This window comes from Streptomyces sp. NPDC005898 (assembly GCF_040629635.1).
In the GTDB taxonomy this organism is placed as follows: Bacteria; Actinomycetota; Actinomycetes; order Streptomycetales; family Streptomycetaceae; genus Streptomyces.
In genome coordinates, this window is the sequence record NZ_JBEXWC010000010.1 from 89,661 (window position 1) to 112,856 (window position 23,196).

The window sequence follows — 23,196 nt, forward strand, 5'->3', positions numbered from 1 at the left end:
TCAGCTCCGCGGGGCGCGCGGCGGCGCGGTGGTCTCGGCCAGGTGTGCCCGGTTGGTCCGCAGGCGGTCCTCCGTGCTGCCGGAGGCCGCCTTGCGCAGGTGGAAGAGGCGGCGTGCGATCCAGCCGCGCCGCAGCGGCTCCGCCAGGTCGGGGTCGGGGGTGTGCGCCGCGGAGTCGTCGGGGCGCGTCTCCTCGACCACGAAGCGGTTGTGCGCGAAGACCTCGGCCCAGGTGGCGGCGGTGGGGACGCTGATCCCGGCGCCGGGGTCGACGAGATCACCGCTGAGCGTGCACAGGTAGTCGGCCAGGAGGAGCCGGCCGCCGTCCACGACGGCCGCGTCGAGCCGGGCGAGGAGCGCCTGCTTGTCCTGCACCCGGTAGCCGGCGTCGATGCCGTACGCCAGGTCGTACTGACCGGGGAAGGGGTCAAGCGGCCCGCTCCGGTGGAACAGCCCGACCCGGCCGTCGAGACCGCGCCGACCGAGGTCCCGCTGGGCCCGGTCGGCGAGCTCCTTGTCGCACGTCACGCCGTGCACGATGAGCGCGGGGTGCGCGCCGGCGAGCCCGACGAGCGAGGCCACGTCCCGGCAGCCGAAGTCGAGCACGGCGCCGAGGTCTTCCAGACCGGCGGAGGCGAGGAGGGGGTGGTCGGTGAGGGGGGTCGGGGCGGGCCCGGGGGCGGGGGCCTGGGCGGGGGTGGAGTCCGGGGCCGGGGCCGTCGCTGCGGGCTCCGGTTCGAGGGCTGGGGTCGGGGCTGGGGTCGTCGCCTCGGGCTCGGCCGATGGCTGCGCGGGTGCGAACGCAGGGGCGGAGACCGGTGCGGAGGCGGGTGCCGATGCCGAGGCGGGTGCCGGCTCGGCCACCGGCTGTGCCTGGGCCGTCGCCTCGGCCGTCACCCCGGCCACAGCCTCGGCCGTCACCCCGGCCACGGCCCCGGCCACGGCCCCGGCCGTCGCCCCGGTCGCGGCCTCGCCCGTCGGCTTGGCCCGGTTGCCGCCCTTGCCCCCGCTCGTCAGGCGGCGGCGCAGGTACGCGGCCAGGGGTCCCGGTGCCGGGTGGTCGAAGACGAGGGTCACGGGGAGGCGCAGGCCCGTCACGCGGTTGAGGCGGTTGCGCAGTTCCACCGCCGTCAGGGAGTCCAGGCCCAGTTCGACGAAGCCGGTGTCAGGGCCGATGGTGGCCGGGTCAGTCACGAGGACCGAGCCGACCATCTCGCACACCAGCTGGAGGAGCAGCGTGAGCTGGTCGTCCGGGGAGAGATCCGCGAGCCCGTCGATGCCCCTGTCCGGCCGGGCGGAGTCGGCGGTGACCGCGGCCGTCCGCGGCGCGTCCCGCAGCAGGGCGCGGTGGAGCGGGTGGCCCTCCCCCGACTCCGCCTGCGCGCGCAGCGCCGCGAGGTCGAGGCGCATGGGGACCTGGAGGGGTTCGTCCGCGCCCCGGGCCAGGTCGAAGAGGGCGAGACCATCCGCGGAGGGCAGGGGCAGCAGCCCGCCGCGGGCCATCCGGCCCGTGTCACCCTCGCTCAGGTGCTTCGTGAGGCCCGTGGCCTGCTCCCAGTACCCCCAGGCCAGTGACGTGCCCGGCAGCCCCTGCGCCCTGCGGTGCTGGGCGAGGGCGTCCAGGAACGAGCTGGCGGCCGCGTAGTTGGACTGCCCGGGGTTGCCGAGGACGCCGGCCGCGCCGGAGAACATCACGAACTCGGCGAGGTCGGCCTCCCGGGTCAGCTCGTGGAGGTTCAGGGCGCCCTCGGCCTTGGGCCGCAGGACCCGGGTGAGCCGCTGGGGGGTCAGCGCGTCGAAGACCCCGTCGTCGAGGTCCCCCGCGGTGTGCACGACGGTGCCGAGCGGATGCTCGGCGGGGAGGGCGGCGAGCACCTCCGCGAGCCGCTGCCGGTCGGCGACGTCGCAGGCCACGACGGACACCTCCGCGCCCGCCGCCCGGAGTTCGGCGGCCAGCTCGGCCGCTCCGGGCGCGTCGGGGCCGCGCCGGCCGAGCAGCAGCAGGTGCCGGGCGCCGCGCTCGGTCACCAGGTGCCGGGCGAGCATGCCGCCCAGGGTGCCCGTACCGCCGGTGATCAGGACGGTGCGGGCGGGGTCCGGGCGGCGCGGCACGGTCAGCACGATCTTGCCGACGTGCCGGGCCTGGCTCATGAACCGGAAGGCCTCGGGCGCCCGCCGCAGATCCCAGGCGCGCCGGGGCAGGTGGCTCAGGACGCCCCGCTCGAAGAGGCCGACGATCTCGGCGAGGATCTCCCCGATGCGGCGCGGCCCGGCGTCGACGATGTCGAACGCCCGGTAGCGCACGGCGAAGTGCTCGGTCGCGACCTGCGCCGCGTCCCGGATGTCGGTCTTGCCCATCTCCACGAACCGCCCGCCGCGCGGCAGCAGCCGCAGTGAGGCGTCGACGAACTCGCGGGCGAGCGAGTCGAGTACGACGTCCACGCCCCGCCCTGCGGTGACGGCGCGGAAGTGTTCCTCGAAGCCGAGGTCGCGCGAGGAGGCGAGGTGGTCCTCGGGTACGCCGAGGGCGCGTACGGCGTCCCACTTGCCCTCGCTCGCGGTGGCGAAGACCTCCGCGCCCAGGTGGCGGGCGAGCTGCACGGCGGCCATGCCGACGCCGCCCGCGGCGGCGTGCACGAGGACCGACTCGCCGGAGCTGAGGCCCCCCATGTCGACCAGGCCGTAGTAGGCGGTGGCGAACGCGACGGGGACGGCCGCGGCCTGTTCGTAGGACCAGCCGTCGGGCATCGTCACGACCGTGTGCGCGTCGGCCACGCAGACCGGGCCGAGGCCGCTGGGGAAGAGGCCCATCACGCGGTCGCCGACGGCGAGGTGACGTACGTCGGCGCCCACGTCGAGGACGATTCCGGCGCCCTCCGCGCCGAGTGTCAGCTCGCCGGGGTACATGCCGAGCGCGCCGAGCACGTCACGGAAGTTGAGGCCGGCCGCCCGCACCTCGATCCGCACCTGGCCGGGGCCGAGCGGGGCGTCGGCGGCGGGCCAGGGCAGCAGGGCGAGGTTCTCCAGCGTGCCGGCGCCGCTGGTGTCCAGGCGCCATGCGGTGCCGTCCCCCGGCGGTACGAGCGTGCCGTCCGAGCCGAGCGGGACGAGGCGGGGCACCAGGGCCCGGCCCGCGCGCAGGGCGAGTTGCGACTCACCGGCGGCGAGAGCCGACGCGACCGCGGCGGGCAGCGCGGCGGCGGACGTCCGATCATCGTCCATGTCGACCAGGAGCAGCCGCTCGGGGTTCTCCGCCTGGGCGGCCCGCAGCAGGCCCCACACCGGGGCGTGTGCCAGGTCCTCGACGTCCTCGCCGACGTGGGTGGAGACGGCACGCCGGGTCGCGACGACGAGGCGTCCCGTGGCCCGGCTCTCGTCGTTCAGCCAGGTCCGCACGAGGTCGAGGGCGCGCGCGGTGGCGGCCGTCATCCCGGCCGCGAGGTCGGCCGCCGGTCCGGCGCCCAGGGAGAGCAGCGAGTTCTCCGCCTCGTCCGCCACGTCGACGCCCGCGTCCCGCAGTGCCTCGCGGAGCCCGAGGGCGTCCGGTCCCGCCACGGCCAAGGTGCCCTCGGCGGCGTCGGCCTGTGTGAGCGGCGTCCACTCCAGGCGGAGCAGTTCGTCGGGCAGGGCGGCGGCTCGTACGGGCTCGGGCTGGGGGGAGGTACCGGTGAACGGGCGCAGCACCAGCGAGTCCAGTACGGCGAGCGGCCTGCCCGCGGTGTCGGCGACCGCGGCCGAGACCGCGTCGGTACCGGCGCCGGTGAGCCGCACCCGTACCGAGGCCGCGCCGCCCGCGAACAACCGCATGCCGGTCCAGGAGAAGGGCAGCAGTCCGCCGCCGTCCCGGACGAAGCCGCCGAAGCCCATGGCGTGCAGGGCGGAGTCGAGCAGCGCGGGGTGCACGCCGTAGCGGGCCGCGTCGGGGGCGTCGTCGAGCGTGGCTTCGGCGAAGACCTCGTCGTCGCGCCGCCAGACCGCGCGCAGCCCGCGGAACGCGGGACCGTAGGCGTACCCGGCGTCGGCCATCACCTGGTAGTAGTCGTCCACCGGTATCGGCTCGGCGCCGACCGGCGGCCACGCCTCCCGCGCGAATCCGGCCTCGGTGTCGTCCGACGCGCCGGCGTCGGTGTCGTCCGATGCGAGCAGTCCGGCGGCGTGCCGTGTCCATGGCCGCTGCTGTGTCGCCCCGTCGTCGGCGAGAGGCCGCGAGTGCACCTCCAGCTGTCGGTTGCCCGTGGCGTCGGGCGCCCCCACCACGAGCTGGAGCCGGACACCGCCCGATTCCTGTTCCTGTTCCTGTTCCGTGAGGGTGAGCGGGGCCTCGAGGGTGAGTTCCTCAAGGCGTCCGCAGCCCAGCGTCCGGCCGGCGTGCAGCGCCATCTCGACGAAGCCGGTGCCGGGGAAGAGCACCGTGCCGGAGACCGCGTGGTCCGCGATCCACGGGTGCGTGGCGAGCGACACCTCTCCGCTGAACACGGTGCTGCCGTCCGCCAGTTGGACCCGGGAGGTGACGAAGGGGTGTTCGGTGGCGGCGGGGACGGGGGTCTGCTCCTGTGCGGCGGGAGCGGGCGCGTCGACCCAGCAGATCCTGCGCTCGAACGGATACGTCGGCAGCCCCGGCACCCGTACGGGCGTGCCGCTCCCGCTGCCGGCCGCGTCGCCGTCCGTGTCCACGTCCGCGTCCGCGTGGAGTGCGGCCCAGTCGACGACCGCGCCGCGCACCCACAGGTCCGCCACCCGGGCGAGGTCGCGTGCGCGCAGGGCGGCGTCGAGCCCGGAGGCGTCCACCCGGGCGGCCGTGGCCGAGAACACCGCGTCACCGGGGCGGCCCCGGCGCCACCGGGTCAGGTGCCCGCGCAGTTCCTCGGCGCCGGAGGCGATGACGGCGAGACGGTGGGTCAGGTCCGTGCGGCCGACCTGGAGGGTGTACGCGATGTCGGCCAGGGCGGCCGCGGGCCGCTGCCCGAGGAAGTCGAGCCAGAGGTCGGCGTAGGCGTCGAGGCGCTCGCGCGTGTGCGCCGAGAGGACGAAGAGGACGGGACCGCGCCCGGCGGACCGGGGGCGGCGGGCCGGCTCGGGCGCCTCTTCCAGGACGACGTGCGCGTTGGTGCCGCCCCCGCCGAGGCCGGTGATCCCGGCGCGGCGCGGTACGGGGACGCCGTCGACCGTGACCTGCTCCCAGGGCACGGAGGTGCCGGACAGTTCGAAGGGGAGCCGGTCGATGTCGATGGCCGGGTTGTACTCGTCGGGCAGCCGGGTGGGCGGCAGCGTGCGGTGCCGCAGGGCGAGGACGACCTTGAAGAGCTGCGCCATGCCGGCGGACGCCTCGCCGTGGCCGATGTTGGGCTTCAGCGAGCCGATGCGGTACGGCCCGCGCGCGTCCTGCCGGTCCTCGAAGACCTGGGTGAGGGAGGTCATCTCGACGGCGTCGCCGATCTCGGAGCCGTTCGCCGTGGCCTCCACGTAGGCGACGGTGCGCGGGTCCACGCGGGCGTCGCGCAGTGCCGCACGGATCACCTCGGCCTGCCGCTGGGAACTGGGGCTGGTGAAGCCGATGGTGCGGCCGTTGTGGTTGACGGCGCTGCCGCGGATGACCGCGTGCACCGGGTCGCCGTCGCGCAGCGCGTGCCGGAGCGGCTTGAGCAGCACCACGCCGACGCCCTCGCCGGGGACGATCCCGGCGGCCTCGGCGCCGAAGGACGCGCAGTCGTCCCGGTCGGACAGCAGCCCCACCGTGGCGAGTTCGACGTACGTGGAGGGGTGCAGGTAGAGGTTCACCGCCCCGGCGAGCGCCAGGTCGCAGCGGCCGGAGCGGAGGCTCTCGACCGCCTCGTGCAGGGCGACGTGGGCCGAGGAGCAGGCGGTGTCCACGGCCTTGCTCGGGCCGCCGAGGTCGAACTGGAACGACACCCTGTTGACCATGTCGCCGAACGACGTGCGGGGCATCTCCAGGCGCCCCTCGGCGCCGAGCTGCGTGAAGCCGTGCTTGGCGCCGCCCGCGAAGACGCCGATGCGGCCCCGGACGCCGGCGGGGAGCTTCGACGGGGCATGGCCCGCGTCCTCCAGGGCCTTCCAGCACTCCTGGAGGAAGAGGCGCACCTGCGGGTCGGTGTTGCGGGCCTCCTGCTCGGTGAAGCCGAACAGAGCGGGGTCGAACGCGTCGAACCCGTCGAGGAAGGCACCCCACTTGGAGTGGCTCTTGCGCACCACGTCGGCGCCCTCGGGCCGCGGGTCGTAGTGCTCGCGCCAGTCCCAGCGGCGCCCGGGTATCTCGGTGACGGCGCTCCTGCCCTCCATGAGCAGCTGCCAGAAGCTGTCCTGGTCGGGGGCGTCGGGGAAGGTGCCGCTCATGCCGATCACGGCGATGGCACCGTCGAAGTCGTCGAGGCCGAGATCGACGGCCGTCGCGGTCTCGGCGTCGGCGTCGGCGTCGGCGGGGGTGTCGGCGACAACATCCGCCGAAGCGGGGGCGGGGGCGACAACATCCGCCGAAGCGGGGGCGGGGGCGATGACCTCACCGCGCTCGGCCGACGCGGGCGCGCCGGCTTCGTCCGACCCGGAAGCCGATACGGGCCCGGTCTGGCCGGCCGCTTCCGCGGGCGCCGGCTCCCCGCTCCACCCCAGGAACGCCCTGCAGGCATCAGGGAACCGCTCGACGAGGTGCCCGGCCACGCCCTCGACCTTGGCGAACTCGAAGAACAGGGTGCGGGACGCTGCCGGGAACGCCTCGCTCAGGAGTTGGTTCAGGCGGGTGCGGGTGACGGAGTCGATGCCGTAGCGGTCGAGCTGCTCGCCCGGGTCGATCTCGCCGTCGCCCTCCGTGCCGCCCAGCAACTCCGTGGCCATCAGGGCGATCCGCTGCTCCACCGCCTCCGCCAGCCGCTCGGGACGCCGCTCCGTCCGCCCGGCGGGCACCGGCTCCGCCACGGGCGCCGCCGCGACGGCCACCGGAGCAGCCACGGACGCGGGAGCGGGCGTGGGCGCAGGAGCGGGACGGGAAGCGGGAGCCACCGGGGTCATGGGAATACCGTGGCGGGTCTCGGCGAAGGGGTAACCGGGCAGGGGGATCCTCGTCGGCGTGCCACCCCGGTGCAGTACGGCCCAGTCCACGGGGCCGCCCCGCACCCACAGCTCGGCGGCACGGGTCAGCTTGCCGCGTTCGAGCCACTTGCCCACGGCCTCGCGCAGCTCGTCGTCGGCGAACAGCCGCGCGACGTCGGACCGCCCGTCGCCCTCGCCCAGCCAGCAGTTGTCGGGCAGCTCGGTGCCCTCGGCCAGCGCGCGCAGGGCGGTGACGAGTTCGTCCAGATCCCGTACGACGAGCGCCGCCCGCGCCGCCAGTTCCGCGCGTCCGAGCTGCAAGGTGCGCGCCACATCGGCCAGTGAGGGCGGCGCGCCCTCGGGGCGGTCGTCCTGGGCGGTGTGCCGGCCCGCGTCGACCAGCCGCGCCAGTTCGGCCGCCGTGCTGCCCTCGTGCAGGGCATCGCCGTCGATGTGGCCGCCGAACCCGGCGTCCAGTGCCTCGCCGATGCGGCCGAACTGCTCGGGCCGCACCCCGTAGGAGTCGAGGGGCTCGTCCGGGTCGATCTCCTCGGCGTCCACGCCCAGGACGTCGGCCACCACGGCGCACACCCGCGCCGGTTCCACCGCACGCGCGGCGGACGGGCCGGCGACGGCAGAGGCGGAGGTGGTGGCGTCCGCGAGGTACGCGGCGAGGTTCTTCGCGTACGCGCGCAGCCGCTCGGGGGTACGCGCCGACAGCGGCACGACCTGCGGCGACGTGTCCTCGCGACGCCCCTGCCCCTGCCCCGCGACGGGCGCGGGCACGTACTGCTCGACGACGACATGCGCGTTGGTCCCGCTGTGGCCGAAGGAGTTCACCGCGGCCATCAGCGGAAGGCCGTCGGGGTGCTGCCACGGGCCGGCCGCCGCGTCGGCGACGAACGCGGAGTCCGCGAGGTCGATCAGCGGGTTGAGGTCGCGCAGCGTCGGCATGCCGACCAGGCGCCCGTACCGCATCGAGAGCAGCACCTTGATCATGCCGACGACCCCGGCGGGGGCGCCCGTGTGGCCGATGTGCGCCTTGGCGCTGCCGAGGGCGGCGAACCCGCGCTCACCGGTGAGCCGCCGGAACGCCCGTACCAGCGCGTTGGCCTCCACCGGGTCGCCGAGCGCGGTGCCGGTGCCGTGCGCCTCGACGTATCCGACGCGCTCGGCGGGGACGCCGAAGCGGCGGTACACGTCGAGGACCAGTTCCTCCTGGGCGGCGCCGTTCGGGGCCGTGATGCCGTTGCTCGCGCCGTCCTGGTTCATGCCGGTGGCGCGGATGATTCCGTGGACGTGGTCGCCGTCGGCCACCGCGTCGGAGAGCCGCTTCAGTACGAGGACGGCCACCGCCTCGGAGTAGACGGTGCCATTGGCGCCGGCGTCGAAGGTGCGGCACTCGCCGCTCGGTGACATCGCGCCGCTCTCCACGAGCAGGTCGAGGCCGCGCGCGTCCAGGCCCGCGTTGACGCCGCCGGCCAGCGCCAGGGACGACTCGCCCGACCGCAGGCTCTGGCAGGCCAGGTGCACGGCGGCCAGGGAGGAGGAGCAGGCCGTGTTGACCACGAGGGCGGCGCCGCGCAGGTCGAGGAAGTACGAGAGTCGGGAGGCCACCAGGGCGTCGGAGGCGCCGGTGAACGACTCGTGCGGGTAACCGGTCGGCTCGGCGCCGATGAACAGGCCCGTACGGGAGCCGGCGAGCGACGTCGGGTCGATCGCGGCGTCCTCCAGGGCGTGCCAGCTCTCCTGGAGCAGCAGCCGCTGGTTGTGGCTCATCAGATCGGCCTCGTGCGCCCGGATGCCGAAGAACTCCGCGTCGAAGTGGTCGCGTTCGGTGAGGGCGCCGCCCCAGCGGTAGCCCGCCGGGTCGTCGGGGGCGATGTAGTGGTCGGGCAGCTCGCCGTAGCCGACGCGGCCCTCGGTGAGGTTGCGCCAGAACGCGCGTACGTCCGGCGCTCCCGGGAACTGCCCGGCCATGCCGACCACCGCGATGTCCAGCATCCGCGAACGGTCGGGGCGGTCGGCGGCGTCGGCCGCCGCCTCCGGCACCCGGCCCCGCTTCTCGCCCTGGTCCTCGCGGCGCGCGTCGAGGAGACCGCGTGCCTGCTCCGCGCCGACCGCGCCCTTGACGTACCCGTCGAGGATGTCGCGGAAGTTAGCGCTGCTCATCGTTGCTCCCTCGTGGCCAGCTCTGCGTCGAGCAGGTCGAGCACTTCCGCGGCGGACAGCTCTCCTGCCGCGAACCGTGCCTCCAACTTCACGATCAGGTCGTCCGGCGCGGTCGCCGGCGGTTCCGGTTGCGCTGATGGCGCCAGTGGCTCCTGGGGCGCCGGTGGTTCGTGGGGTGCCGGTGGTTCGTGGGGTGCCGGTGGCTCCTGGGGTGCCGGGGCCAGCAGGTCGTTCAGGTGGTCGGCCAGCCGCTCCACGGAGGAGAACTCGTACAGGGCGGCCGCGTTGAGCTCGATGCCCAGCTCCTCGGCGATGGCCGCGACGAAGGTGGAGCCGGTGATCGAGTCGACCCCGAGGTCGGCGAAGGCCGTCGATGGCGACAGCTCCTCCTTCGGCACCCGCAGGGTCCGCGCGAGGCGTGCCACGAGCAGGCCGCGCAGCTCGGGGCGCCGGTCGTGGGCGACGGGCGCGCTCGGTCGCCGCCCGTCGGCGGCCCCGCTCCGCTCCGCGCCCCGAGCCGTGACCGGCGCCGGGGCCCGCATCCCGATGACCTGCCGGTGGCGGCCCGCCCGCAGCAGCCGCACCGCTGTGTCAAAGCAGGCGGCCCCCTCGTCGTCGTCCAGGAAGCCGAGCGTCGGGTAGTCCCGCGCGGCCTCGCCGAACGAGGCGCGCCAGGCTCCCCAGTTGACGATGCCGACCGGGAAGGCGGCGCCCGGGGCGACGGCCCTGGCGAAGGCGTCGGCCGAGGTGATGCCGGCCGCGTAGGCGGCGTGGGTGCCCGCGCCGCCGAAGGAGAAGGCCTGGGCCGAGGAGAAGTAGCAGAGGAGGTCGAGCGGTTCGTCCGCCACGGCCTCGTAGACGTTCCGCGCGCCCGCCGCCTTGATCTCGTAGTGGGCCCGGAACTCCTCCTCGCCGAGGTCCGCGAGGGCGCCCGGCGCCCCGGTGATGCGGGTGGCGCCCGCGAACAGCACGCCGTGGATCTCGCCGAGCAGCCCCTTGGCCTCGGTGATCGCCCGCCGTGCCTGGCGCGGGTCGGTGACGTCGCCCTGCACATAGCCGACGCGGTCGCCGTAGAGCGCCTCGCGCACCGCGGGGTCGCTCTGCGGGCGGCGTCCGACGCAGACCACCTTGGCGTCGTAGCGGTCGATGAGGTGGCGGCTGACGACGCGTCCGACGAAGCCGCTGCCGCCGACCACCACGTAGGTGCCGCCGGGCCGGATGCCGGGCAGGCCCGGTGCGGCGGCCTCGGCCGGGGGCACCGGTGCGGTCTGCTGCCGGTGGCGCCGCCCGCCCCGCAGCGCCACCAGGTCGGCGGCCGGGGAGGCGGGTTCGCCGGCCACCAGGGCGGCCACCGCGGCACGGCCCTCGGGCGTGCGCAGGTCGGCGCCGGCCACATCCAGGTTGCGTACGGCGAAGCGGCCGGAGTCACGCGCCACGAAGTAGGCGAGACCGGCCAGGCCCGCGCCGTGCGCGGCGCTCGGCTCACCGGCGACCGACTGGGTGTCCTGGGTGACGACGCAGAGGTCCGTGCGTGCGCCGTCGAGCCGCTGGACGGCCTTGACCAGCCGCAGCAGGGCCAGTTCGGGCCCGGCCGAGGCTGCGCCGACACCCTGGCCTGGACCGCTGACGAGGAAGACCCGATCGGGTGCCGTCCCCGTCAGGGCGAAGGGGTCGTCGAGTGGCCGTTCGATCACCTCGGTGGCGCCGACGCGCCGGTAGTGCGCCGCCAGTGCCCCCGCGAGCCCGGTCCCCGGATCGTCGGCGGCGATCAGGACCCTGCGGGGAGCGGGCCCGGCGGCGGGCGCGACGGGCGCCTCCGTCCAGCGCACCACGCTCAGCAGCCCGTTCGGCGGCACGACGGGCACCTCGGTGGGCGCCTCGACGGGTGCCTCCACGGTCCGGGCGTCGGCGGCGGCCCCGCCCGTGGGAACCCAATGCCACTCCCCCGCGAACGGATACGTCGGCAGCGCCACCCGGCGCGGCCGGTCCTCGCCGTAGCGGGCGCTCCAGTCCACCGCGGAACCGTCCGCCCACCGTCGCGCGACCTCGTGCGGCTCACCGGCACCGAGCACCGGACGCACCCCGTGGTCCGCGAACTCGCCCAGCTGGCGCGCCAGTTCGACCGTGTCACGCACCACGAAGGCCGCCCGCACGGGCCACTCGGCCCGACCGACCTGGAGGGTGTACGCGATGTCGCGCAGCGGCCCGGCCGGGCCGTCGGTGAGCGCGTCCCGCAGCCGCGCGGCGAGCTGCCGCAGCTGCTCCTCGGTGCGTGCCGACAGCGGCACGGGGACGGGTCCTTCGGGGGTGCGGGACGGCACGGCGTCGGCGAGGGGCACGTACTCCTCGAGGACGATGTGCGCGCCCGCTCCGGTGGCCCCGAAGGAGCTGAGGCCCGCGCGGCGCGGCCCCTCGGGCGGCGCCGGCCACGCCTCGGTGGCGCGCTGGAGCCTGAAGGGGGTCTCGTCGAGGCCGAGCAGCGGGTTCACGGTGTCCGCGTGCAGGGAGGGCACCAGGGTGCGGTGGTGCAGTTGCAGCACCGCCTTGGTGAGGCCCGCGACACCGGCGGCGGACTCCGCGTGCCCGATGTTGGACTTGACCGAGCCGAGGGCGCAGAAACCGCGGTCCTGGGTGTGCCGGCCGAAGGCGGTGGTCAGACCGCGGATCTCGATGGGGTCGCCCAGGGAGGTGCCGGTGCCGTGCGCCTCCAGGTAGCCGATGGAGCGGGCGTCGACGCCCGCCGCGTCGAACGCCGCCGAGATGACGGCGGCCTGTCCGACGGGGCTCGGCACGCTGAACCCGCTCACGGCACCGACGTGGTTGACGGCGGTCCCGGAGATGACGGCGTAGATGTGGTCGCCGTCGGCCTCGGCGGCGGCGAGCGGTTTGATGACGACCGCGCCGACGCCCTCGGCGGACACGTAGCCGTCCCCGCCCTCGCCGAAGGAGCGGCAGCGGCCGTCGGAGGAGTGCATGCCGACGGCGCCGTAGGTGCGGTACTTGCCCGGGTGCAGGGAGAGGTTGACGCCGCCCGCGAGGGCGACCTCGCATTCGCCGCGGCGCAGTGCCTCCACGGCGAGGTGCACCGCGGTGAGGGAGGACGAGCACAGGGTGTCGACCGTCATGCTCGGGCCGTGGAAGTCGCAGACGAAGGAGACGCGGTTGGCGATCTGCCCCTGGTTGAGGCTGAGCGGCACGGGCGTGTCCGCCTCGGCGGCGACCAGCGTGTAGTCCTTGTGCATGGCTCCGGCGAACACGCCGACCGCGCGCCGCCGGTCCGGGCCCTTGGGCTCGGCGAGCCCGGCGGGGGTGTACCCGGAGTCCTCGATCGCCTCCCAGCAGGTCCGCAGGAACCAGCGTTCCTGCGGGTCGGTGATCTCCGCCTCGGGGCGGGAGATCCTGAAGAAGTCGGCGTCGAAGCGGCCGACGTCGTCGAGGAACCCGCCCCAGCGCGAGCCGTCCCCCTCCCCCGGCGTCCAGCGCCGTGCCGGCACCTCGCGGACGCTGTCCCTGCCGTCCTTCAGGTTCGTCCAGAACGCGGCGAGGTCGTCCGCCCCGGGGTAGTGCCCGGCCATGCCGATGATCGCGAAGCGCTCGGGGCCGGCGGCGGGCAGGGGGCGCCGCCTGAGGCGCGGGCGCTCCAGCGGCTCGCGGCGCCCGGCCCCTGTCGCCTCCCGTCCGGCCAGGACGGCGTGGGCGTTGGTGCCGCCGTCGGCGAAGCTGGAGACGGCGGCGACGAGCGGGGCGTCGGGCCAGGGGACCAGCGTGCGTTCGAAGCGCAGGGGGGTCGCGGTGAGGTCGAAGTGCTCCAGGGGCTGCTGCCCGCTGAGGAAGGGCACGAGGGCGCGGTTGCGGAGCATCAGGACGGTCTTGATGACTCCGGCGATGCCCTCCGCGCACTGCGGGTGGCCGATGTTGGGCTTGACGGAGCCGAGCGAGCAGGGCGTGTCGGAACCGTCGCGGTAGACGGCCGCGATGGCCTTCAGCTCGATCAGGTCGGGGATCTGGGAGCCCGCCGCGTTGGTCTCGATGTACGTGACGTCGTCGGCGGAGACCCCGGACTTCGCGAGGGCGCGGGCCATGACGCCGCGCTGGGCGCCCGGGTTGGGGGTCGCGGGGCCCGCGGTCCTGCCGTCGTTGTTGACGGCCACCGCCTTGAGCACCGCGTGCACGCGGTCGCCGGCCGCCTCGGCCGCGGCGAGCGGCTTGAGCAGGAGGACGCCGACGCCCTCGGCGGGCGTGAAGCCGTGGGCACGCCGGTCGAAGACGTGGAACTCCGTGCCGGTGTTGAGCAGTCCCCGCCGGTCGAACAGGCGGTGCCCGCCGGCGTCGGGCAGCAGCGTGATGCCGGCGACCACGGCGGCCTCGATGTCGCCGGAGCGCAGTGCCTGGGCGGCGTGGTGCAGGGCCACGAGCGCGGAGGAGCAGGCGGTGTCCACGACCGTGCTGGGGCCGCGCAGGTCGAAGTGGTGCGACAGGTTGGCGGCCAGGTAGTTCTGGCCGACGGCGACCACGGGGTTGCGGCTGCGGGCGAGGGTGGCCTCGTCCGGGGCGTGCCGGGTGCGCCCGCCCACGTACACGCCGATGTCGCGGCCCTTCACCTCGTCGGGGGCGTAGCCCGCGTCGCAGAGCGCGAACAGCGTCTCTTCGAGGAGCAGCAGCGCCTGCGGGTCCATGGCGGCGGCGTCGGCGTCGGAGAGGTGGAAGTGGCCGGGGTCGAACCCGTCGAGGTCGAGCAGGCCCGCGGTGTACCCGGTCGCGCCGCCCCAGCGCCCCGCGGGCACGGGGGCGATCGCCGAGCGGCCCTCGCTGAGCAGCCGCCAGTAGGCGTCGAGGTCGGGGGCGCCGGGGAAGCGGCCGGACATACCGACCACGGCGATGTCGTCCGGGGCGCCGGCGGGCGCCCGGTGACGCTCCGCGGGCACGGTGACGGTGACCGGGGAACGGTCCTGGGCGGCCGCGGGTGTCGTGCCGCCGAAGGCCGCGGGTGCCGGATCGACGACGGCCTCGGGTGCCGTGCCGCCGAAGACCGCGGCGAGGGCCTGCCCGTGGTGGGCGGTGAGCCAGCCGACGAAGGACTCCACGGTGGGGTGGTCCACGAGGACCGAGGGGTCGAGGTCGACGTCCAGTTCGGCGCCGACCTTGCGCAGGATCTGGACCATCATGATCGAGTCGGTGCCGTAGTCGGAGATCGGCACGTCGGCGGCCAAGCGGGCGCGGTCGAAGCCGAGTTCATCGGCCAGCAGGCCGATCAGCCACGCCTCGGCCTGCTCGGCGGCGTCCGTGCCACCGCCCGTGCGCGCCGTGCCGTTCGTGCCGTTCGTGCCGTTCGTGGCGGGCACGGCCGCGGGGGCCGGCGTCTTGGCCGCGCGGACCCGCAGTTCCCGTGGCGTCCACTCCGGGGCGACGATCGCCGGCAGGACGACGGGGCCCACCCCGGTGGACAGGATGTGGTCGAGCAGCCGCAGCCCCTGCGCCTCGGAGAGTTCGCCGAGACCGGTGGCCCGGTAGCCGGGTCCCGGGCGTTCACCGCCCATGCCGACGCCCCGCCAGCTCGGCCAGGCCACGCTCACCACGGGCAGCCCGTGGGGCGCGCGGCGGGCGACGGCGTCCAGGTGGGCGTTGGCCATCGCGTAGTCGCTCTGTCCCACGGCCGCGGCGGGGACCATCGAGGCGACGGAGGAGAACAGCACGCAGAACCGCAGCGGATCGCCGGCCAGCGCGTCGAGAAGGGCGTCGACCCCGGCCGTCTTGGGGCCGAGCACCGCGCGCACGGCCTCGACCGGCTTGCGTACGAAGGCGAGGTTGTCCCGGTCCACGAGTCCGGCGGCGTGCAGCACCCCGCCGATCGGCCCGAACTCCCCGCGGATCTCGTCCACGGCGGTGCGGACGGCGTCCGCGTCCTCGCCCAGCGGCAGCGAGAGGACCTTCAGGCGGACCCCGTCGCGCTCCAGCGCGCGCAGCCCGGCGAGCTTGCGGCCGAGCGCGGTGTCCGTGCCGTGCCGTGCCCACTCCGCTCGCGGCGGCAGCTGCTCGCGCCCGGTGAGGACGAGGGTCCTCGCGCCCCACTCCCTGACCGCGTGCCCGGCGAGCGCGAGGCCGATGCCGCGGGTGCCGCCGGTGATGAGCAGCGGCTCGTGCGCGGGGAAGTCGACGGGGGCGCCCATGGCGGCGGGCAGCGCTTCGAGGACGGCCCGCTGCCGGGTTCCCCGGCGGTAGGTGACCTCGGTGTCGTCGCCGCCTTCGGCCAGTTCGCGCGCCACGAGGTCCGCCAGCTCCGCGTCCGCGGGGTCGGCCTCCAGGTAGCGGGAGCGGACGCGCCCGTACTCGCTCTGCAGCATCCGGTAGAGCCCGGCGCGGGCGTCACCCGGGCCGACGCCGAGCAGCAGCGCCTCGCGCCCGGCCATGCGCTGGAGCACCGGCAGCCAGTCGTCGAGGCCGAGCCCGCCGAGGTCGACCAGCGCGTCGAAGCGGTCGTCCACGTCGGCCGCGGAGCCGATCAGGCGGGCACCGGGCAGGGCGTCCGCGAGGCGGGCGGCGTGCGGCCCCGCCCCGAGGACGGCCATGGCGGCCGGCGCGCGGCCCGCGAGGGCGGGAGCGGGCTCCCACCGCCGTACGAGCAGACGCGTGCCCTCGGGCGGTGCCACCTCGCCCCGGCCCCGCTGGGCGACGAAGACCTCGCCGAAGGCGTCCGGCTCGGCGACCGGCCGCCACACCTCGCCGTAGCCGGTGTCGCGCAGCACCTCCTGCCAGCGGGACGCGGACAGGAGCGGCGCGCCGGGGAGCCGTACGTCCTCGTCGTCGTAGAGCCACCAGCCGTCGAGGAGGCCGAAGGTGAGGGTGAGGACGGCGGACTTGCGGGTGACCTCGTTGACGACGAGGACGCCGCCGGGGCGCAGGGCCGCCGCGAGGTTGCGCAGGACGGCGCGGATGTCGCGGGTGGCGTGGAGCACGTTGGTCGCCACGATGACGTCGCAGTCGCCGCCGGTGAGCCGTTCGCCGGCGCCGGGCGCGGTGACGTCCCAACGGCCGTAGCGCAGATGGTCCCTGCCGGGTCCGAAGCGGCTTTCGGCCTGGTCGAGGAAGGCCGGGGAGAGGTCGGTGTACCAGTACTCCAGGTGGTCGGCGTACGGGTCGAGGCGGGGCAGGACGGCGGCGGTGGTGCCGCCGGTGCCCGCGCCGACCTCGGCGACGCGGACGGTGGCCGAGGCGTCCCGCGCGAGGCGTTCGCGCACCGCCGTGGCGGTGACCTCGGCCACCACGTCGTTGAGCCGGTCGGCGACGGCGTTGCCCTGGTAGACGGCGGTGAGCCTGGCCATGGAGCCGCCGGGGAAGAGCACGTCGGTCGCGGGCAGCGCGCCGGACAGGATCTCGGGGAGCCGTTCCACGCACTCCTGGACGAGGGAGAGCTGCGCGTCCCAGTAGGGGTCGGTCGCGAAGCGCTCGCGCACGGCCGCCCACGCGGCGTCGTGGGCCGGGGGCCGTTCCCCCGCGAGTTCCAGGACGTCGCCGTGCCGTCGCGTCAGACCGGTGGCGGTCAGCAGCCGGGCGGCCTCGTCGAGCCAGCGCCGGTACTTGTCGACGACGCCGAGGTGCCGCGCGATCCCGTCCACGGACTCGGTGCGGGCGTCGGTGAAGAGCCCGGCCGCGCACAGGCGGAGCAGCACCTGGCGGGCGATCAGGCGGTCGAGTTCCTGGGCCGGGAGGGCGGCGGGCGCGGGTGCGGGCGGGATGACGGCGTCCCGCCGGACACGGGCGAGGCCGGTGCCCTTGCCGGTGCCGGTGCCGGTGCCCGTGCCGGTCTCGGGGTTCGTGCCGGCCTCTGGGCTTGTGCCGGCCCCGGTGTCGGCGGCCGTGCTCCGGGCGGCGGGTCCGACGGGGTTCGCGGCGGGGTCCCCGAAGGCGTCGGGGAAGCGTGCCGCGAGGTGGGCGGCCAGGTCGCGCACGGTGGTGTACTCGAAGAGCAGTGTGGGTTCCAGCTCCTGCCCCACCACTTCCCGTACGGCCTCGACCAGGCCGAGCACCTGCGCGGACTCCAGGCCGAGTTCGTAGTAGCCGGCGGTGACGGGCACCGACCGCGCGTCCGTGCCGAGGCGTTCGGCGAGCAGCCTGCGCAGGAAGTCCTCGACGTGGCCGGCCTCGGGCTCGGCGGCCGGGGCGGAAGCGGCGGTCCGGGCCGGGGTGGACGCCCCTGACACGGCCTTGCTGGACAGCTCGGTCAGTTCGGCCACCTGGCGTCCCCGGGGGTCGAAGAAGTCCACGGAGAACCGGGCGACCTCGCCCCTGCGGCTCACCGAGGCACGCCGCACCCGCGCCGTGCAGGCGCCGGTCAGCGGCCCCGCCGTGCGGAAGGAACCGATGTGCAGCGGCAGGAACGCCTGGCCGTCGGTGTCGAGCAGCGAACCGGCCGCGACCGCGCCGGCGAGCAGCAGGGCGGGGTGGATCAGGAAGTCGCCGCCGGGAGCCCGCAGTTCCGCGGTCAACCGCTCCTGATCGGCGCGGACGGTGCCCTCGGCGCGCGCGGCGCCGCTGTAGTGCTGGCCGTTGCCGCTGTCCCTGTCGTAGGTCTCGGCGAGCGGGGCCGGTGTGCCGAGCGGATGGCCGTCGAGCCGGTCGCGGAAGGCGGGGGCTTCGGTGAGGACCACCTCGGCGGTGGCGTAGGGATCGCCGTCGCCCACCGTGACCTGCCAGCGGCCCTCGCCGGCCGGGGCGCAGCGGATCTCGGCGGTCACGGGTCCGTCGGTGACGTCGAGCGGGCGCAGCGCGGTGAGGTCGCGCACCGTCAGCCGTTCCACGGCGTACCCGTGGTCGCGGAAGACCTTGGCGATGAGGTCGGGGTAGGCGAGGGCGGGCAGCAGCGCGCGGCCCTGGACGCGGTGGCCGGCGATGACCGGCGTCTCGGTGGAGAGCACCACCTCGCCGCGCGGTTCGGCGACGGGCGGCCGGCGCACGGCGTCGGCGGCGGGCAGCCAGCAGCGCTCCCGGGCGAAGGGGTAGCCGGGCAGGGAGACGCGGGGTCCGCCGCCGGGCCAGTCGACGTGGGCGCCGCGCACCCAGGCCGCGGCGAGTTCGGGCGCGCCGCGGCCGGTGGCCGGTGCGGCCGAGCGGCTCGCGGTGCCGGTCATGACGCGCGGCGAGTCGGCCCCCGCGAGGTGGCCCTCCAGGGCGTCCGCGAGGTCGTCCACGGCGTCGAAGACCACGGCGAGGCGGTGCGCCATCGGCTCGCGGGTGCGCAGCGTCGCGGCGATCGCGGCCGGGTGGGTGTCACGTCCCTCGCCGCGCAGGAAGTCGGCCGTGCGCGCGATGTGTTCGTCGAGCCGCTCGGCGTCCCGCGCGGAGAGCACGCACACGTACGGCGGCTCCTGCGCGGGCGGCTGCGTCGGGGACACGTACTCCTCCAGGATCACGTGGGCGTTGCCGCCGCCCGCGCCGAACGCGCTGATGCCGGCGGTACGGGGCAGGGGTCGGCCCGCGGCGTCGACGCGCGGCGTCCAGGGTGCCCGCTCGCGCTGGAGGCGGAAGGGGGTGGCGTCCAGGTCGAGGTGCGGGTTGAGGCGTTCGGCGTGCAGGGAGGGCACGAGTTCCCGGTGGCGCAGTTGCAGCAGCACCTTGGTGAGCGCGGCCATGCCCGCGGCCGACTCGGCGTGCCCGATGTTGGACTTGACCGAGCCGATGGGGATGCGTACGCCCGTCAGGTCGTGTCCCTGGAAGGCGCGGACCAGGCCGGTGATCTCCACCGGGTCGCCGAGCGAGGTGCCGGTGCCGTGCGCCTCCAGGTAGTCGAGCTGTGCCGGGGTGCGGCCCGCCCGGTCGAGTGCCTCGCCGATCAGCACGCCCTGCGCCTTGGGGTTGGGCACGCTGAAGCCCTTGCCCGCCCCGCCGTGGTTGACGGCCGTCGACCTGACCACCGCGAGGACGCGGTCGCCGTCGGCCTCGGCCGCCGAGCGGCGCTTGAGCAGCACGGCCCCCGAGCCCTCGGCGGGCACGTAGCCGTCGCCGCCCTCGCCGAAACTGCGGCAGCGGCCGTCGGTGGAGAGGAAGCCGCCCTTGGCGAGCTGGAGGTACTTGAGCGGGTGGCTGGAGATGTTGACCCCGCCTGCCACGGCGACGTCGCAGTCGCCGTCCCTGATCGCCCGGCAGGCGAGGTGCAGGGCGGTGAGCGAGGACGAGCACATGGTGTCCAGGGCGATGCTCGGGCCGTCGAAGTCGAAGAAGTACGAGACGCGGTTGGCCACCGACGCGTACGAGGACGAGGTGGCCGCCCCGGTGCCGCGCAGCGCCTCGTCGACACCGTAGAGCTGGTAGTGGCCGTACATCAGGCCGACGAAGACGCCGGTGCGGACCTTCGAGAGGGCGGCGCGCGAGGTGCCCGCGTCCTCCAGGAGGTGCCAGACCGTCTGGAGGAAGATCCGCTCCTGCGGGTCGATGTGTTCCGCCTCCACCTGGGACATGCGGAAGAACATCGGGTCGAAGGAGGCGACGTCGGAGAGCCAGCCGCCCCACTTGGCGTACGTCTTGCCGGGGGTGGCGCGGTCGGGGTCGTAGAACCGGTCGTGGTCCCACCGGTCCGCGGGAACCTCCGTCACGCAGTCCCTGCCCTCCCGCAGGTTGCGCCAGAACTGTCCGAGGTCGTCGGCCCCGGGGTAGCGGCCGGCCACACCGACGATCACGATGTCGTCGTCGTCCCGTTCGGGCAGCGGCGCGGGCGGGGCGGCGTACGGGGCGGGCGCGGGGGTGAGGGCCGTTTCCGAGGTGTCGTCCCCGGCGGGCGCGACGCCGTGGGCGGCGGGCGCGAGGAAGGCGCGCGCCTCGGCCGGGTGCTGGGCGACCAGGAAGTCGGCCAGCTCGCCGATGGTCAGGTACTCGAAGAACAGCGTCTTGGAGAGCGGCCCGAAACGTTCCTCCAGTGACCGCGTCAGACTCAGCACGAGGAGGGAGTCGACGCCGTAGTGGTCGAAGGCCTCGTCCTCGGCGACATCCTCCAGGGCCATCTTCAGCTCTTCGGCGAGGAGTTCGCGGAGGTAGGCGACCATGGGGGCGCGCAGGTCGCCGCTGTCCGTGTCCTCGGCCCGGGGGCGCGCGGCCGCGGGCCGAGGCGGCCGCGCGGTGTCGCGCAGCGCCTCGCCGATCCGCGCGCGGTCCCCCGCGGTCAGCAGGAGGCGGGAGGCGCCGCCGCGCAGGGCCGCCTCCAGGGCGTCGAGGGCGGCCTGCGCGGGCAGCGGTTCCATGCCGAACTCGCGGCGCATGGCCTCGCGTGCGTCGGCGGTGAGGGACATGCCGCCGTCGCGCCACAGCGACCAGTCGACGGCGAGGCCGCCGCCGGGGCGCCGCTCCAGGTAGTGGTCGAGGAAGCTGTTGGCGTACGCGTAGTCGCTCTGGCCGACGTTGCCGAAGACCGCGGCCGTCGAGCCGAACGCCACGAAGTACTCGGGGGCGTCCGCGCGGGTCGCCTCGTCGAGGTGGACCAGGCCGCGCACCTTGGGCGCGAGCACCGCGTCGGCGTCCGCACGGCTCTTGTGGAGGACGAGCCCGTCACGGAGCGCACCGGCCGCGTGCACCACGCCGGCGATCCGGCCGAACCGGCGCCTGGCCTCGGCCACCGCCCGCTCGACGTCCGCGCGCACACTCACGTCGGCCCGGACGTGCAGCCAGCCCTCGGGCAGCGGCTCGGCCGGGTCGGACCGGCCGATGAGGACGACTCCGGCGCCCGGGTGCCGGGCGATCCGCTCCGCGACCAGCATGCCGAGCTTGCCCGTGCCGCCCGTGACGAGGTGCGCCCCGGCCGCCGCCAGGGGCGAGGCCGCGTCGCCCGTCGCGGGGAGCGTGCTCTCGCGCCAGGCGCGCACGAGCCTGCGGTGCCCGTCGTGGCGTACCTCCGGCGCGTCGGCCGGGAGTTCGGCGAGCACCAGCTCGGCGAGGTCGCGGGCGGAGGGCGAGCCGGTGTGCGTGAGCACGCTCATCCGGATGCCGGGGTGTTCCTGGCCGATGCAGCGGGCGAACCCGTCAAGCGCGGCGTGCGCCGCCCCTGCGGCTCCTGCCCGGTCCTGGTGGACGAACAGGTAGCGCAGCGGCCCTTCGTGCTCCGCGATCCGGGTCCGGCACACGTCGAGGGCGGTGTGGAAGCCGGCGCGCAGCGCCTCTTCGAGGTCGCTGGTGGACCCGCCCGCGGCGAGGTGCACGAGGTGCGAGGCGTCCGGGCGGGCGCCGAGCACGACGTCCAGGCGCGGGGCGAGCACGGCGAGCTCGTCGCGCAGGGCCTCGGCGGAGCCGTCCCCGGCGTCGATGACGGCCAGCGGCCCGGCCGGCTCGGCCTGCGCGGTGGCGGCCGGTGCCTCCTGCCAGTACGGCTCGAAGGCGAGCACGGCGCGCTCGGCCGGCCCGGGCAGGTCGCGCCCGGCGTCCGGCACGGCCCGCAGTGTGAACCGCTCGACGCGCGCGACGACCGTGCCGTCGGGCGCGGTCAGGCTGATGTCGAAGACCTGGGCGTCGGTCCTGCCCTCCACCGCGACGACATGGGCGAGGCAGTCGGCGGGCAGCTCACCGAAGAGGCGTACGGAACCGATCGAGTACGGCAGGTGTGCCGTCGTGCCGCGCACCAGGTGGCCCGCGGCCTGCAGGGCCCCGTCGAGCAGCGAGGGGTGGAAGCGGTGGTCGCCGACCTCGGGACGGCGCAGCCGTGCCAGGGCCTCGCCGTCGCCGAGGGCCAGTTCCTCGATGACCTGGAAGGCGGGACCGTACCGGAAGCCGAGGTCCGCGAAGTAGGCGTAGCAGTCCTCGCGGGTCCTGCGCTCGCCGCACCGGGCGCGTACGGCGGCCGGGTCGATCGGCGCGGGCGCCGCGTCCTGCCCGGTGCCGTCCTGGCCGAACACCAGGCGGCCCCTCGCGTGCGGACGCTCGCCCGTGATCTCGAAGGCGCCGGAGGGCGCGACCACCACCCGGACGTCCCGCGAGGCGCCGGGCGGGAGCGTGACGGGCGCGGCCCAGACGATCTCGTCGACGCGCCGTACGAGGGCGGTGCCGTGGGCGCGCTCGCCGGCGAGCCGGGCCATCTCCAGGTAGACCACGCCGGGCAGCACGAGTTCGTCGCCGACCCGGTGGTCGGCCAGGTAGAACTCCGCGCCGGTGAGGTGTTTGGCGAAGGCGGTCCCGCCGAAGGTCGAGACGTTCTCGTCGAGCAGCGCCGACGACGCGGGGCGTGCGGCGGCCGTGGCCGGGGCGCCGGGGGCGGCGTCGACCCAGTGCCGGGTCGGCTCGAACGGATACGTCGGCAGCCCGATGCGGCGCCCTCGCGGCAGCCAGGACCAGTCCACGTCGGCGCCGTCGGTCCAGAGCCGGGCCAGCGACTCGAGGTCGCCCTCGGCGGACAGCGCCCGGACGAACTCCCGCCAGGCGTTGCCCCGCGTGGCGGCGGTGCGGCGCTGCGCCGCGCCGACCCGGGCGCGCAGCGCGCCCTCGGGGTCCCGGCCCTCGGCGCAGGCGTCGAGACGGGCGAGGAGTTCGGCGCGGCCGCGGGCCACGAAGGCCAGCCGCTCGTCCATGGCCTCGCGGCCGACGCGCAGGGTGTGGGCGACGTCGGCGGGCGCGGGTTGCGCGGCGCGTATGTGCGCGGCGAGCCGCCCGGCCTGTGCCCGCAGGGCCCGTTCGGTCCGCGCCGACAGGATGAACAGCTCCGCGTCCGTGCTGTCGTCGGCGGGCGCGGCGTCCGCTCCCGCCGGGGCCTCCTCGATCACCACGTGGGCGTTGGCGCCGCCGAAGCCGAAGGAGCTGACGCCCGCGCGGCGGAGCGGCTGCGCGCCGTCCGCGGCGGGCGGCGCGGGCCACGGCCGGGTGGTGTCCACGATCTCGAAGGGGCCGCCGTCCAGGTCGAGATAGGGGTTGCGCTCGCGGAAGTGCAGGCTGGCCGGGATGGTCCGGTGGCGCAGCGCGAGGACCACCTTGAGCAGTCCGGCGATGCCCGCGGCGGCCTCCAGGTGGCCGATGTTG

General features: G+C 75.6%; 2 protein-coding genes (1 of these 2 cut by a window edge). Both read right to left on the bottom strand.

The annotated features are described in order from the left end of the window. A complete protein-coding gene (locus tag ABZ385_RS16075; protein WP_358911815.1) occupies window positions 1-9,213 on the bottom strand; it encodes an SDR family NAD(P)-dependent oxidoreductase in 9,213 nt (3,070 codons plus the stop codon). Beyond that, a protein-coding gene (locus ABZ385_RS16080) for an amino acid adenylation domain-containing protein (protein ID WP_358911816.1) crosses the window boundary here: on the bottom strand, window positions 9,210-23,196 show its 3' portion. 9,278 nt of this gene lie beyond the right edge of the window; 13,987 of the gene's 23,265 nt are visible here — the last part of the coding sequence; its start codon lies beyond the right edge, outside the window; it ends in the stop codon at window positions 9,210-9,212. Before ABZ385_RS16080 ends, ABZ385_RS16075 begins: the two co-directional genes overlap by 4 nt.